This is a genomic window from Vibrio sp. dhg, assembly GCF_003443775.1.
Classification (GTDB): Bacteria; Pseudomonadota; Gammaproteobacteria; order Enterobacterales; family Vibrionaceae; genus Vibrio; species Vibrio natriegens.
In genome coordinates, this window is record NZ_CP028944.1 from 1,743,449 (window position 1) to 1,756,583 (window position 13,135).

Consider the following 13,135-nt stretch of genomic DNA (forward strand, 5'->3'; position numbering starts at 1 on the left):
CGGCGATTGTTTGTGAAGTCACTGGGTTATAATGGATTTTTCTGCTGATTGAACTGTGGAGCATACGCGCTATTGGTCTTTACGCCAACAAAAAGCGCCAATAAAAAAAATGCCTCCCATAGGGAGGCCACATTACCAATTCAAAGGACGTGCCTGTTAAAACAGGTACAAAGAACGAGAAGCACAAACGCTGCCATGCATTTGCAATATCTATATTGCAGTTCGCGTGCCAACTTTTATCTTGTTGAAATATAAGCATATTTATTTTTAGGTTCTATACCTCTTAGGAGGTATGCACTAAGTCTGTGAAAAATTGCATTAAAACAGGGCAGGGAGAAGAAGAATATGTGGGAATAAATCGCGTAAGTGAATGAAAGTAGTTAAGGAAGGATTGGGAAAACTACTTTTATGAAGCAAAAAATGGCCGACAAAGGTGCCGGCCAAGGACTCGCTCTAGGACAAGAGAGAATTAGAAATCGTAACGTACGCCTAGACGTAGCGTGTCTTCACCTTCTACAACTAGACCTTCTGCATCTTTCACTTCATCAAGTTGGTTGAAGTAGTAAGCAAGGTAAGTACGGAAGTTGCTGTTTAGTTTGTAGTAACCAACCAGTTCGAAACCATCAGTTGAGTCGTATTTGCTCGCGCCGTCTGGATCGTTTTCTTGGAAAGTGTACATACCCGCAATCGTTACCTGGCTAGCGACTTTGTAGCTTGCAACTAATTCGTAAGCAGTGAAGTCTTCAGAATCAGATAGCTGACCTTGTGAGTAAGTACCTGCAAGGTATAGGTTATCCAGAGAGTAAGCGATACCACCAAGAAGTTGGTCTTCAGAGTTGTCTGCGTCAACATCGCCACCCGAGTATGCAAGACCTAGGTCTAGACCCATTGGCAGAGAGTACATACCTGAGATGCCATATTTGTCTTGGTTATCATCAGAGTTTGCTTGGTAAGTCGCTTGCAGTTGTAGAGCATCGAACTCACCACGGTATGCGAATACGCTGTCTTGCTTGTCAGAAGATGAATCGATAACTTGTTGAACACCAGAAAACTCAGTGATATCCGTCATATCAGAGATGATTACAGCAGCCATATCTTGACGACCTACTGAGAAAGCACCTGCATTTGAATCTACACCAGCGTACATGTAGCGGTTTTCAAACTCGCTTGAACCTGTATCTTGCTCAGCTTCGTATACACCAAATGCTGAAAGGCCGTTACCGATGTCTGTTTTACCTTTAAGGTTTACACGAGCACGGCTTTTATCTTTCATTGAGCCTTCTACTTCTTCACCGCCTGAACCGATGAAGTCACCGCGAAATTCAACACGACCACCAACTTTTAGCTCAGTGCCATCGTTTGAGTAAACGGTTGCTGCGAAAGATGGTGCGGTTACCAATGCCGACAGAATCGCAGTAGTGAGTGCTGCTTTTTTCATTATCTTAATACCTTATTTGTTATAAATGGGCTTTCTTGCCTGATGTGTTGATGACGCTAAGGTAAACGGTGAAAATGAAAGATAGATTTCTGTTGTGTGATGATTCGATTTCAGTTTTATTGCTAATAAATTGCTGACTTTTCTATATTTTAATCAATATCAGCACATCACTTTACTCAATATCCAAACATCGCCCTTCAAACTCAACAGCCTGAATCAAAAACGCTCTGCTTCAGATTGGTGACACAAAACTCAAAATAAGCCGAATTGCTTGATTTTAAAAAGCGGGTATGCGATCAAGTGTCGTTAACTCTTAGAATTTGTGTATGTTTTGTTTTGCAGGGACGAGCAATGGGTGAAATTCAGGTCGAAGAAAATAAAGTTAAAGTGGGTAAAGTGCTGTGCGTAGGTCGAAACTATGTCGAGCACATACATGAGCTTGATAATGCGATACCAGAACAGATGGTGGTGTTTAATAAACCTTCCTCATCCATTTCTGCAACCTTGCATTCATTTCATCAAGAAACACTGCATTACGAAGCTGAAATCTGTTTTTTAATTCAAAATGGTCAATACGCTGCGGTCGGTTTAGGGTTAGATCTAACTAAGCGCGGCTTACAATCGACTCTGAAAAAGCAGGGGCTACCTTGGGAACGAGCAAAGGCATTTGATGACTCTGTTGTGTTCAGCCGTTTTGTTCCTCTTGAAGGGATAGATATTAACGATCTGAATCTCGAACTTTTGATCAATTGTGTTCATGTACAAAAAGGGCACGTAAAGCAGATGCTATATCCTCCTTTTACTATTCTGGATGAACTGAGCAGCTACACCCGTTTAGAAGATGGTGATGTGGTCATGACGGGCACACCTAAAGGCGTTGGAGAAGTTCATCAAGGTGACGTTTTTCTCGGACGCCTAAAATGTGGCGACGTCACCTTGTTTGAAACTGAGTGGGTTGCTGATTAAAGCAGAACTCTTAGAAGGAGAAATGCGACCATACTTACAATCGTCGTCATTAACACGTTTTTGGTCAGATAAGCGATTAAAACGGCGATAATGGCGGCGAGCAAAAATGGATTTTGTAAGCTTAGTCCGAGTTCACCTTCCGGAATAAAAACAATAGGAGCCCAAATTGCTGTCAGCACTGCTGGGCTCGCGTAACTCAAAATCTTTTGCGTGCGTACGCCGAGTCGAATTGGCAGTTTAGGCTCAAGAAACAAGTATCGGCTGGTGAATACAAGCGCCGTCATCAGTAAGATCGATAACATAATCATGAGTTTTTCTCCGTAAACTGTTCCACAAAGTATCCGGTTAGCATTGCCAAAATGCTTGAAATCATCAGACTGCCTTCGACTTGGTAATAAGTAAGAGCGACGGAAGTTACCAATGCAATGACGACACTGGCCAGTACTGCTGCATTTTTTATGGTTGGTACGACGATCGCAATAAACGTCGCAGCCACTGCAAATTCAAGCCCCATTTCATTCAGCTCGGGGATCATACTTCCCGCCACGATGCCTGTTAACGTGGCCGCATTCCAAAAAAGGTAAAAACTTAAACCACCACCAAGTGCATACCACCGGTTAAACTGCTTGTCCGAGTGATGGCCAACAATGGCAAACAGCTCATCGGTGAGCAAAAATCCGAGTGAAAGACGCCACTTTAACGGAAGTGGTGAGATCTTACTGCGCATAGACACGCTATACAGAAAGTGTCTGGAAGTAATAAAGAAAGTCGTTAGCAACATGGTTGTTAATCCAGCCCCAGCTTTTATCATCCCCATCGCGACCAGTTGTGCGGAGCCTGCAAATAGGATTGCCGACAACGCTTGTCCTTCAAGCGGAGTGAGGCCGGTATCTATTGCAAATGAGCCCGCGAGCAGCCCCCAAGGAAGGACAGCAATGCTGAGTGGCATCATGGCTATCGTGCCTTGCCAAAACAGTGCGGCTTTTGATTGTGCTTCTAAAGGCAAAGTATTTTCCATTTTATTTTCTTATTTTTTCAGAGTTCAGGTTTAACCTGAAAGTAGCGTGAATATGATTCCACGCCTTGTACAAATTTGCTGAGATTAACAATAGCGAGCGTATTGGCCTGGTGTCACACCCATTGCTTTTTTAAAGTGACGATGTAAGTGGCTTTGGTCATGAAAACCACACTCTTGAGCGACATCAGAGATCTTCCCGCCTAGCTTTAGCAGTCTCTTCGCCATTCGTAAACGTTGCTGAATTTGAAAAGCATGGGGTGGGAAGCCAAACTGCTTTTGAAACTCTCTGAGCAAATGAAATGGGCTTAGCGCGGCAAGTTTGGCTAATTCTTCCAGCGAGACATCGGCTTGAGGAAAGTCCTCTAAAAACTCTTTCACTAATGTTACTTGTTTTTGTGCTTTGGTCGACTGCTGCAGTGGCGAGCGGTGGGTACTGTGTTTGCTCGCTAACTTGATGAGCGTGCCATACACCAGCGTTTCTCTCAGCAGTCGATTGTCCGACTTTTCTAATGTCTCAAATACCAGCCGTAGCTGACCGGCGAGTTCCGGATCGTACACTACTGGTTGAGGAAAGTAGGGAAGGGCAATGTTAGGAGACGCAAGCTCTTGCCCTAGAGTCTGAAACTGGTCCGGGACTGGGTACATGGCTTTGTACTCCCATCCTCCTTCTGAAGCAGAGTGGCCGCTATGCACTTCATCAGCGTTGATTAAAATGATGCTGTCTTGCGGCGCGATGTGGTTCCCCCCAGTACGGAAGAATTTTTGCGCGCCCTTTTCAATCACGCCGATGGTATAACCTTCGTGACTATGGCGAGAAAAATGCTGCTTTTCGTACTTCGCATCGAGCAATTCTAAGCCTCCGAGTTCTTGAGCAATCTTGAATGTCGCGATTTCCTTATTCTTTTTTTTCATGATGCCTCATTTACTCAGGAGTTCAGGCTGGAGAGTGTAACGGATCTATGGTGCTTATTTTTGTACAAAATTGCTATGTGTTTTAAAAACTGCTGGTTGGGCGCTAAAAGGTTAATAGGTTGCTACGTTATAACTTTGTGAATTAATGTATTGGTGAACACCTTTATCGCGGAATATATCTATTGTTTTTTGTTATCTCGTTGATATATGATCCGCCTCCTTTTTTATTGCACTCATTTTCTTTCATGATTGATTTAGTTGTACTCCCTGTTTATCTGACTGCCGTTCTGGCGTTATTGATGTTGCCTGGTCCTGATATGTTACTGATTGCCAGTTCAAGTATGAGCTACGGCAAAAAAGTTGGGCTGTTTGCCAGCCTTGGCAATGCGACCTCAGGTGTCATTTTAACTCTGTTGGCAGCGATGGGCGTCTCCACGCTTGTCGCAATGAGTCCGGTTGCGCTAAAGGTGCTGCACTTGCTTGGCGGTGCTTACCTGCTAAAAATGGGGTGGGACTGTATGAGAGCGCAAGCTTCGTCGGCTCCAGAGCTTGATCAAATGAGTAAAATGGCCACGACCTATTATCAGCGCGCTTTGATGAGCAACTTACTCAACCCAAAAGCATTAGTGTTTTTTGTTATGTTCTTGCCGCAGTTTGTTTCCAGCAACATTACGGCATCATCGGGTGAGCAAATGCTAGCGCTTGGCTTGTTACTTAACGTTATGGGCCTTCTGTTTAATCTGTTACTTGTCGCGTTGGCTGGCAGTGTGGGTAAGGGGCTGATTGAAAATGATAAGTTCCGCATGGTCCAACATAAATTGATGGGATTGGTGTTTGTGATATTAGCATTGTGGATGTTGAGCAGTTTCGTTCTGTAACCTTTCAAAAGCGAAGAAAACAGCCAGCAATTATTGCTGGCTGTTTTTGTTTTTGCGTCTAGAGATTTTTACTTACAAGCTTTTTTGGTGGGCGTCGATAAGTTCATTCATCTTCGCTTCTGCAGCTTGCTGGGCTTCTTCATAGCTCATGTTGTCCGGAAAATCAGAGATGACTTCGTAGTAACATTTCAATTTAGGCTCAGTGCCTGAAGGACGAACGATCACGCGTGATTGGTCTTCGAGGTGGTAGATCAATACATCACTGGAAGGTAAATCGATCGCTTCTTCAGAGCCGTCGTCATACGTTTTCACGGATGTTTTTAAATCTTCTGTTATTGCTACTTTTTTCCCTGCGATATTTTTTGGTGGCGTTGCACGTAGCTTGTCACCGATAGGTGGCGATTTTGGATCCAAAGCAATACTGCGTTGTGCGTTGAAGTAGAATCCGTGCTGACGGTAAAGCGCTTCCAGTTTGTCCCATAGCGTTTGGCCTTGAGCTTTCAGTTTTCCTGTCAGCTGAGAGAAGGCAACGATCGCAGAGAGCCCATCTTTGTCCCAGACTTTATTACCAACTGTGTAACCCAGAGCCTCTTCGTAAGCGAATAAGAATGGGTGTTGCTCTGTTTCTTTCTCCATGGCGATGTTGGTCAGCCATTTAAAGCCCGTTAAGGTTTGGTAGTATTGTGCACCATGTGCTTTGGCGATGCTGCTTAATAGGCGAGAAGAGACGATGGTATTTCCCACCAGCGAGTTTGGTTGTTGTTCCAGCAAATAATCACCAAATAGTGAGCCGACTTGGTCACCAGTGAGCATTTGATACTCACCATCAGGACGTTTAACCGCGACTGCAAAACGGTCTGCATCTGGGTCGTTAGCACAGGCGATATCGGCGTCTACTGATTTACCCAGAGCCATCACCATGTCCATTGCACCTGCTTCTTCTGGGTTCGGGAAGTTAACCGTTGGGAAGGTACCATCAGGCTCACGCTGCTCTGTTACACTCGCCACTTTCTTAAATCCGGCATCTGCCAAAAGCGTCTCTGCCATATCGGCACCGACACCATGCATGGCTGTGTAAGCGATAGAAATATCGGTGTTGGAATCTGGTGTGAGCAACGCATTTTCGTTCATGGTTTGGCGATAACTCTGGTAGTAGTCATCTTCCAGCCAAACCAGTAATCCCTGTTGTTTCGCATCGTCTAACGACATCAGCGGTAGAGGTTTGGTCGTTGCCAGGTCGATCTCAGCGGCAATCCCCGAGTCATGCGGTGGAATAATTTGCGCGCCATTCTCCCAGTAGACTTTAAAGCCATTATATTCCGGCGGGTTGTGACTTGCTGTTACGACAACGGCTGCGGCAGCGTTCAGTGTACGTACACCAAAGGCAACGATTGGCGTTGCAGCCACTTTATGAGTCAAATAAACCTTGATGCCAAGTGCGGTCAGTACAGACGCAGTATCGTGCGCAAACTGCTTTGAGTCTGGTCGACCATCGTATCCAATAACAACGCCGCGTGATGTTGCGTCTTGAACCTGGTCAATTAAGTAGTGGCCAAGTCCGGTTGCGGTTTCCTGAATAACGAGTCGGTTCATACGGTTTGGACCCGCGCCGACTTTTCCTCGTAATCCTGCGGTACCAAAAGCAAGGCGTGAACCAAATCGGTCGTTGATCTCTTGCTGATCATTTGTGTCGACGAGGTGTTGCAGCTCTTCACGAGTTTTAGGATCGGGGTCTCGTGCTAGCCATTGATCAATTATTGCGGTCATGTCTGTCTTTCCTTAGGTGTGGGGGCCTACCTGTTTCGACTTTACGTCATTAATTGCAATTAATGTAAATGGTTATCAATTCCAATTCAAAGAGGGCAATCGATAAACCGAATTTATTTTTTAATTATCGAACAAAATTTATTCGCATTTTATTTCTTGAAGAACTTTAGAACTATAACTAGCCTTTTAACATAAATATAACAAACCATGTTGAAATCGCAGTTTTTGCGATTTTTAGTAAATTTGTTCGATATTTGCATCGGGACGCAAGGAAGCTCGCGTAAGCGTAGCGGCTGAGCAGAGGAGAGATCTTTTGAAAAGATTAGCGACTACTCTTGCCTTAACACTGAATGTGATTTTAATCACATTCTCCTCTTATGGATGGTCAAAAGACAACGACTACAACATGACCAAAGGGGTCACAGCGATCAGTGAGCAAGTGTATGAATTGCATATGCTGATCTTCTATATTTGCTGTGCGATTGCCCTTGTGGTCTTTGGTGTTATGTTCTATTCCATCATTCGTCATCGCAAGTCAAAAGGAGCAGTTGCCGCTCATTTCCATGAAAGCACCAAAGTGGAAATTATTTGGACTGTTATCCCTATCATCATTCTTGTCGCAATGGCGATTCCCGCAACAAAAACTTTAGTTGCAATGGAAGATACCAGCCAATCGGATCTCACTATCAAAATCACTGGCTCTCAGTGGAAGTGGCATTACAACTATTTTGGTCAAGACGTCGAGTTCTTTAGTCTGCTCGCAACCAGTCAGAAGCAGATTGACGGAATCGAAGCCAAAGGCGCTCATTACTTACTTGAAGTGGATCAACCTCTGGTTCTTCCGGTCAATCGCAAAGTCCGTTTTCTCCTCACGTCAGACGATGTGATTCACTCGTGGTGGGTACCTGATTTTGCAGTGAAGAAAGACACCGTACCTGGATTCATTAATGAAGCGTGGACAAGAATTGATGAGCCTGGTGTGTACCGCGGCCAATGCGCCGAGCTCTGTGGTCGTGCTCACGGGTTTATGCCGATTGTGGTACATGCGATGGAAGAGCAAGAGTTCGACCAATGGTTATCGGGTAAAAAAGAAGAATTAGCCCTTCAAAAAGCCGCCGCTCAAGAAGCATTAACCCAAGACTTGTCCATGGATGAGTTGATGGCAGAAGGTGAAGCGATTTACACCTCGCGTTGCGCAGTGTGTCATCAGGCGAATGGTGAAGGTATTCCAGGCGCATTTCCTGCAATTAAAGGTAGCCCAGTGGCCACAGGTAATGTGACTGAGCATATTGGAGTGGTTGTGAATGGTCGCGCGGGAACCGCGATGCAGTCTTTTGCTAACCAGTTAAGCGATAAAGAGATCGCAGCTGTCATAACCTACCAGAGAAACGCGTGGGGTAATGATACGGGCGATACCGTTCAAGCATCTGACGTCAATGCCTTTAAGGCACAAAAGAGTGCTAAGGAGGAAATATGAGTAAGCCAGCAGAAAAAGCGATAAAGTCTGCGCCGATTGAAGCGCAAACGTCGGCAAATTCAACCATTGCTCTTGATGATGATCACGATGTTCATCACGCACCAAAAGGACTTACTCGTTGGTTGTATTCGACGAACCACAAAGACATCGGCACACTTTATCTCTGGTTTAGTTTCACCATGTTCCTCACCGGTGGTGCGATGGCGATGGTCATTCGCGCAGAGCTGTTTCAACCAGGCTTACAATTGGTAGAACCTGAGTTTTTCAACCAGATGACGACAGTTCATGGCTTAGTTATGGTCTTTGGTGCGGTGATGCCTGCCTTTACGGGCTTAGCGAACTGGATGATACCGATGATGATTGGTGCGCCAGATATGGCTTTACCACGCATGAACAACCTGAGCTTTTGGATTCTACCTTTTGCGTTTCTCATATTATTAAGTTCGCTGTTCTTGCCAGGAGGCGCGCCTAACTTTGGCTGGACATTCTACGCACCGTTGTCGACCACCTATGGCCCGGACAGTACGGCGTTGTTTGTGTTCTCTGTCCATATCATGGGTATTAGCTCGATCATGGGGGCGATCAATGTCATCGTCACTATCGTGAATATGCGTGCGCCGGGCATGACGTGGTTCAAAATGCCAATGTTTGTTTGGACTTGGCTCATCACTGCATTTCTGCTGATTGCGGTAATGCCGGTATTGGCTGGTGCGGTAACCATGGTACTGACAGATAAGTATTTTGGCACCAGCTTCTTTGATGCGGCGGGCGGCGGGGACCCGGTGATGTTCCAGCACATTTTCTGGTTCTTTGGTCACCCAGAAGTGTACATCATGATCCTACCTTCCTTTGGCATTATCTCGGCAATTGTTCCTGCGTTCAGTGGTAAAAAGCTATTTGGTTACCATTCTATGGTGTACGCGACGTGCAGTATCGCTCTGCTGTCATTCCTTGTATGGGCTCACCATATGTTTACCACAGGGATGCCGGTGTTTGCCGAAATATTCTTTATGTATTGCACCATGCTTATCGCAGTGCCAACCGGGGTGAAAGTGTTTAACTGGGTTGCGACCATGTGGCGCGGTGCACTGACGTTCGAAACACCAATGCTGTTTGCGATTGCGTTTATCGTCCTATTCACTATTGGTGGGTTCTCTGGGCTAATGCTCGCGATTGTGCCTGCCGATTTCCAATATCACGATACCTATTTTGTGGTTGCGCACTTCCATTACGTTCTGGTTTCCGGGGCAGTCTTCTCCATTATGGCGGCGGCTTATTATTGGCTTCCGAAATGGACGGGTAACATGTATGACCACAAGTTAAGTTTGTGGCATTTCTGGTGCTCGCTCATTTCCGTCAATGTGTTGTTCTTTCCGATGCACTTCTTAGGGCTAGCTGGCATGCCGCGACGAATCCCTGATTACTCCATCCAGTTTGCTGATGTAAACCAAATCGTCTCTATTGGTGGCTTCGCCTTCGGCCTTTCTCAACTGATTTTCTTATGGGTGGTCATCAAGTGTATTCGTGGTGGTGAGAAAGCAACCGCGAAACCTTGGGAGCGAGCAGAAGGTCTCGAATGGACTGTGCCAAGTCCTGCGCCGCACCATACATTCACGACACCTCCTAAAGTCGATTAAATGTAGGAGGCAAGCGTGACTCAATCTAATCCATCGAATAAGAAACTGACTATCAAGCTACTGATAGCCACAGTGCTGATGTTTGGTTTTGGGTTTGCTTTGGTCCCCTTGTACGACGTGATGTGCGATGCGTTGGGCATTAACGGCAAAACTAATGATGTGGCCGCCATTCAGCCCACAGGCATGGAACCGGACATGAGCCGTACGATTCGAGTGGAGTTTATGGCGCACGTCAATCCGGATATGCCATGGGAATTTAGACCCAAAGTCATTTCTATGGATGTTCATCCCGGTCAGGTCATACAAACTGAATACCTTGCGTTTAACGAGAGCGGACGCAAATTGGTTGGACAGGCTGTTCCGTCTGTGTCGCCAGGTAATGGTGCGGCTTACTTTAATAAGATTGAGTGCTTTTGCTTCAACCAGCAGCCGTTGGAAGGCAATCAACACGCACAAATGCCACTGATTTTTTACATTGAGCCTGATATTCCTGACTCAATAAATACGTTAACGCTGTCTTACACACTCTACAAACTGCCTCCACAGGAAGGGAGTTAGCCTCTCATAGAGAGCGCAGACCAATTAACGTCTGTAAGGAGAGAACTCATGAGTAATAAACCTGGGACTTATTACGTTCCTGCTCAAAGCAGCTGGCCAATTCTTGGCGCGTTTGCTCTGTTCTTAGTCGCTGTCGGTGCAGGTATGACCGTACAGGGGACTCAAAGTGAAGGTCCGGTCGGATCGATTGGTCGTGTTGTTTTGGCCGTGGGATTTCTGTTTCTGCTGTACATGTTAGCGGGCTGGTTTAGTAACGTGATTACCGAGTCCCTGACCGGTAAGTACAGCTCCCAAATTACTCGCTCTTTTCGTCAGGGGATGAGTTGGTTCATTTTCTCCGAGGTGATGTTCTTTGGCGCATTTTTTGGTGCGCTGTTCTACGCAAGAATGGTCGCCGTCCCATGGTTGGGAGGGGCGGACAATAACTTCATGACTAATGAAGTTCTCTGGCCCAATTTTGAAGCGATGTGGCCACTGACGACCACGCCTAGTGGCGAAACCACTCAAGCGATGCCGTGGCAAGGCATTCCGCTCACCAATACCATCATTCTTCTGCTCTCTTCCATCACATTGCATATGGCTCACATCAGTTTGGAGCAAAACAAACGTACTGCGCTGATTGTCTGGCTGGAAATCACCATTGTGCTGGCGGGCTTCTTCCTATTTTACCAAGCGGAAGAGTACATCCATGCTTATCAGGAAATGGGGCTGACTTTGCAGTCCGGGGTTTACGGTAATACTTTCTTTATGCTGACGGGTTTCCACGGCATGCACGTTTGTCTTGGAACGATTTTCTTAATCGTATTGCTGTTCAGAATTGCGAAGGATCACTTTTCTCCGAAAAACCATTTTGCCTTTCAGGCGGGCAGTTGGTATTGGCACTTTGTTGATGTGGTTTGGTTGTGCCTGTTTGTTTTCGTTTATGTGCTTTAACGCCCCAGCTGAGGCTAGTAAGGGCGAGGGTTAGGGTCTATCCATCCAGACGTCAGTGCGATAAGGAGCAGGATAACAACTAGCGCAGAAAACATGACTCGTCGGCCCAAATAGTGACTCATGGGTTTATGGTCACGGTCGGGATTATCAGGATCTTCACGAACCATTTCGATAAGGGCTTTGGCGAGGTTGAATATGATGAATAGCAGCAAAAGGATGAGCGTCAATTTGAACAAGAATACGGTGGACATGGAACCTCCGGTTTCAACACTACTTTTATCGAAGCGGTTTTGGGGTGCGGTTTGTTTAACTGTGGCTGTGTTTTCTCTGTTGGTCAAACTGGGCTTTTGGCAATTAGAGAGAGGCGAGGAGAAACAAGCCCTTGAGCAGACCATTCTCTCGCGTTCTGACCAGCCTTATCAGGCGATGCATGTCGTACTCGATAACAATGATTGGCGTGAAGAAAGTGTCATTGGCGTTAAGGTCGAGGCGCAAGTGACCCCTGAACCTTTGCCTGTGATTTTGTTGGACAACCAAACCTACAACGGAAAAGTGGGTTATCTGGCGTATCAGGTGGTTTCTGTTAGCCAGCAACAGAACATATTGGCACTTATGGAACTGGGTTTTGTGGAGGGAGAGCGCTCCCGCTCTGAACTGCCAGTTGTCAAAGAGTTAGAGACGCCAGCTATGGTGACAGGGCGTTTGTACCGCAAATCAATGAACCCTTTGAGTTCCGAGTTGATGCCCGAGCTGGGCGATGCCATTCGTGTGCAAAATCTTAATATCTCTCAATTGAACGAGATGATGAATGTCGAGTTAATGCCAGCGGTTTTGCAGCCAGATAATTTAGAGAACTGGCCATATGAATTCCCTTGGAACCCGTTACCGCTAACAAGCGCTAAACATTTTGGCTATTCCGTACAATGGTTTGTCATGGCAGGTGTCTTTCTCCTACTGACTGTCGTGGTCTTTATTCGTTGGTTAAGAGCGGTCTCATCACATGGAGGTGAAAAATGACTTCGAAAGTAACAAGAGGGCGTTTAGTTCTGATCTCGTTAGTGTGTTTGTTCGCTCTACCTGCGTTAATTGCAAAGTTGATCTTGAGTCAGGGTTGGTATCAGAGTGGCGTGACTAACCGAGGTAAACTCATTGAACCTTACACTACGCTCGAACAGTTAGGTCAAACAGCCCCGCAAACGCTACATGGTTGGCAATTGGCGTATGTGGTGCCCAATCATTGTGAGCAGCAGTGCCAACAACAGTTGCATCTGCTTAAACAAAGTCATATCGCCTTAGGAAAATATCAAGAACGTGTTGTGCCTGTGCTTTGGACATTGGAATCGTCAGACTCGGTAGATACATCGATGGAGAGGATGGTCATAAACGCGTCTGTGGCAGAAAAAGTTGAACAAGGGCAAGTGGTCATCGTTGACCCGTTGGGGCAGTTAGTCATGTCCTACACACCAAAGCAAAACGAAGATTTGGTTAAGCTTAGCAAGGATATGCTGGCTGATTTGCGCAAACTGCTTAAGTTGTCCCGAGTGGGATAGG

At 45.9% G+C, this 13,135-nt stretch carries 14 protein-coding genes; 8 read left to right on the forward strand and 6 right to left on the reverse strand.

Translation table 11 applies throughout. From position 1 onward, the window contains the following. Positions 1 to 469 precede the first annotated feature (469 nt). Positions 470 to 1,438 carry a porin gene (locus DBX26_RS23500; protein WP_065301360.1) on the reverse strand — a complete coding sequence of 323 codons (969 nt, stop codon included), beginning with the start codon at positions 1,436 to 1,438 and terminating at the stop codon, positions 470 to 472. 351 nt (positions 1,439 to 1,789) lie between these two features. On the opposite strand from DBX26_RS23500, the gene DBX26_RS23505 reads away from it, so the two are divergent. Beyond that, entirely contained in the window at positions 1,790 to 2,404 is a 615-nt protein-coding gene (locus tag DBX26_RS23505; RefSeq protein ID WP_118121071.1) for a fumarylacetoacetate hydrolase family protein, read from the forward strand. Here the strand turns inward: DBX26_RS23505 and DBX26_RS23510 are convergent. The 3 genes from DBX26_RS23510 to DBX26_RS23520 all read right to left on the reverse strand — a co-directional run bounded on the left by DBX26_RS23510 (position 2,401) and on the right by DBX26_RS23520 (position 4,334). After that, a complete protein-coding gene (locus DBX26_RS23510) occupies positions 2,401 to 2,712 on the reverse strand; it encodes an AzlD domain-containing protein (RefSeq protein ID WP_014234651.1) in 312 nt (103 codons plus the stop codon). The two genes, DBX26_RS23505 and DBX26_RS23510, sit on opposite strands and share 4 nt — an antisense overlap. Then, on the reverse strand, positions 2,709 to 3,422 hold the full coding sequence (locus tag DBX26_RS23515) for an AzlC family ABC transporter permease (protein WP_118121072.1): 714 nt from the start codon (positions 3,420 to 3,422) through the stop codon (positions 2,709 to 2,711). Before DBX26_RS23515 ends, DBX26_RS23510 begins: the two co-directional genes overlap by 4 nt. 84 nt (positions 3,423 to 3,506) lie before the next feature. Continuing rightward, positions 3,507 to 4,334, reverse strand: coding sequence for an AraC family transcriptional regulator (locus tag DBX26_RS23520; protein ID WP_065298282.1), 828 nt, complete (start codon positions 4,332 to 4,334; stop codon positions 3,507 to 3,509). Between the two features lie 245 nt (positions 4,335 to 4,579). Between DBX26_RS23520 and DBX26_RS23525 the strand changes: the two genes are divergently transcribed. Continuing rightward, complete coding sequence (locus DBX26_RS23525; RefSeq protein WP_065298283.1) at positions 4,580 to 5,212, forward strand: LysE family translocator; 633 nt, start codon at positions 4,580 to 4,582, stop codon at positions 5,210 to 5,212. A gap of 72 nt (positions 5,213 to 5,284) precedes the next feature. Here the strand turns inward: DBX26_RS23525 and DBX26_RS23530 are convergent, their stop codons facing one another. Continuing rightward, the gene (locus DBX26_RS23530; protein WP_118121073.1) at positions 5,285 to 6,979 is read right to left on the reverse strand and encodes a phospho-sugar mutase; all 1,695 of its coding nucleotides are present in this window, start codon (positions 6,977 to 6,979) and stop codon (positions 5,285 to 5,287) included. 313 nt (positions 6,980 to 7,292) lie between these two features. Between DBX26_RS23530 and coxB the strand changes: the two genes are divergently transcribed. From coxB to DBX26_RS23550, 4 genes are all read left to right on the forward strand, one after another. Further along, positions 7,293 to 8,456, forward strand: coding sequence for a cytochrome c oxidase subunit II (gene coxB, locus DBX26_RS23535; protein WP_020335302.1), 1,164 nt, complete (start codon positions 7,293 to 7,295; stop codon positions 8,454 to 8,456). After that, positions 8,453 to 10,093 carry a cytochrome c oxidase subunit I gene (ctaD, locus tag DBX26_RS23540; RefSeq protein WP_020335301.1) on the forward strand — a complete coding sequence of 547 codons (1,641 nt, stop codon included), beginning with the start codon at positions 8,453 to 8,455 and terminating at the stop codon, positions 10,091 to 10,093. The genes coxB and ctaD overlap by 4 nt, the downstream gene beginning before the upstream one ends. A 78-nt stretch (positions 10,094 to 10,171) precedes the next feature. Then, positions 10,172 to 10,651, forward strand: coding sequence for a cytochrome c oxidase assembly protein (locus tag DBX26_RS23545; RefSeq protein ID WP_049794707.1), 480 nt, complete (start codon positions 10,172 to 10,174; stop codon positions 10,649 to 10,651). A gap of 48 nt (positions 10,652 to 10,699) precedes the next feature. After that, a complete protein-coding gene (locus tag DBX26_RS23550; protein ID WP_118121074.1) occupies positions 10,700 to 11,584 on the forward strand; it encodes a cytochrome c oxidase subunit 3 in 885 nt (294 codons plus the stop codon). Positions 11,585 to 11,598: 14 nt separating this feature from the next. Here DBX26_RS23550 and DBX26_RS23555 read toward each other — a convergent pair whose 3' ends face one another. Further along, on the reverse strand, positions 11,599 to 11,835 hold the full coding sequence (locus DBX26_RS23555; protein ID WP_014234642.1) for a DUF2909 family protein: 237 nt from the start codon (positions 11,833 to 11,835) through the stop codon (positions 11,599 to 11,601). On the opposite strand from DBX26_RS23555, the gene DBX26_RS23560 reads away from it, so the two are divergent. After that, positions 11,834 to 12,601, forward strand: a complete 768-nt coding sequence (locus DBX26_RS23560; protein ID WP_065298289.1) for an SURF1 family protein — start codon at positions 11,834 to 11,836, stop codon at positions 12,599 to 12,601. The genes DBX26_RS23555 and DBX26_RS23560 overlap by 2 nt on opposite strands. Then, positions 12,598 to 13,134 carry a hypothetical protein gene (locus tag DBX26_RS23565; protein ID WP_014234640.1) on the forward strand — a complete coding sequence of 179 codons (537 nt, stop codon included), beginning with the start codon at positions 12,598 to 12,600 and terminating at the stop codon, positions 13,132 to 13,134. The genes DBX26_RS23560 and DBX26_RS23565 overlap by 4 nt, the downstream gene beginning before the upstream one ends. Position 13,135 lies beyond the last annotated feature (1 nt).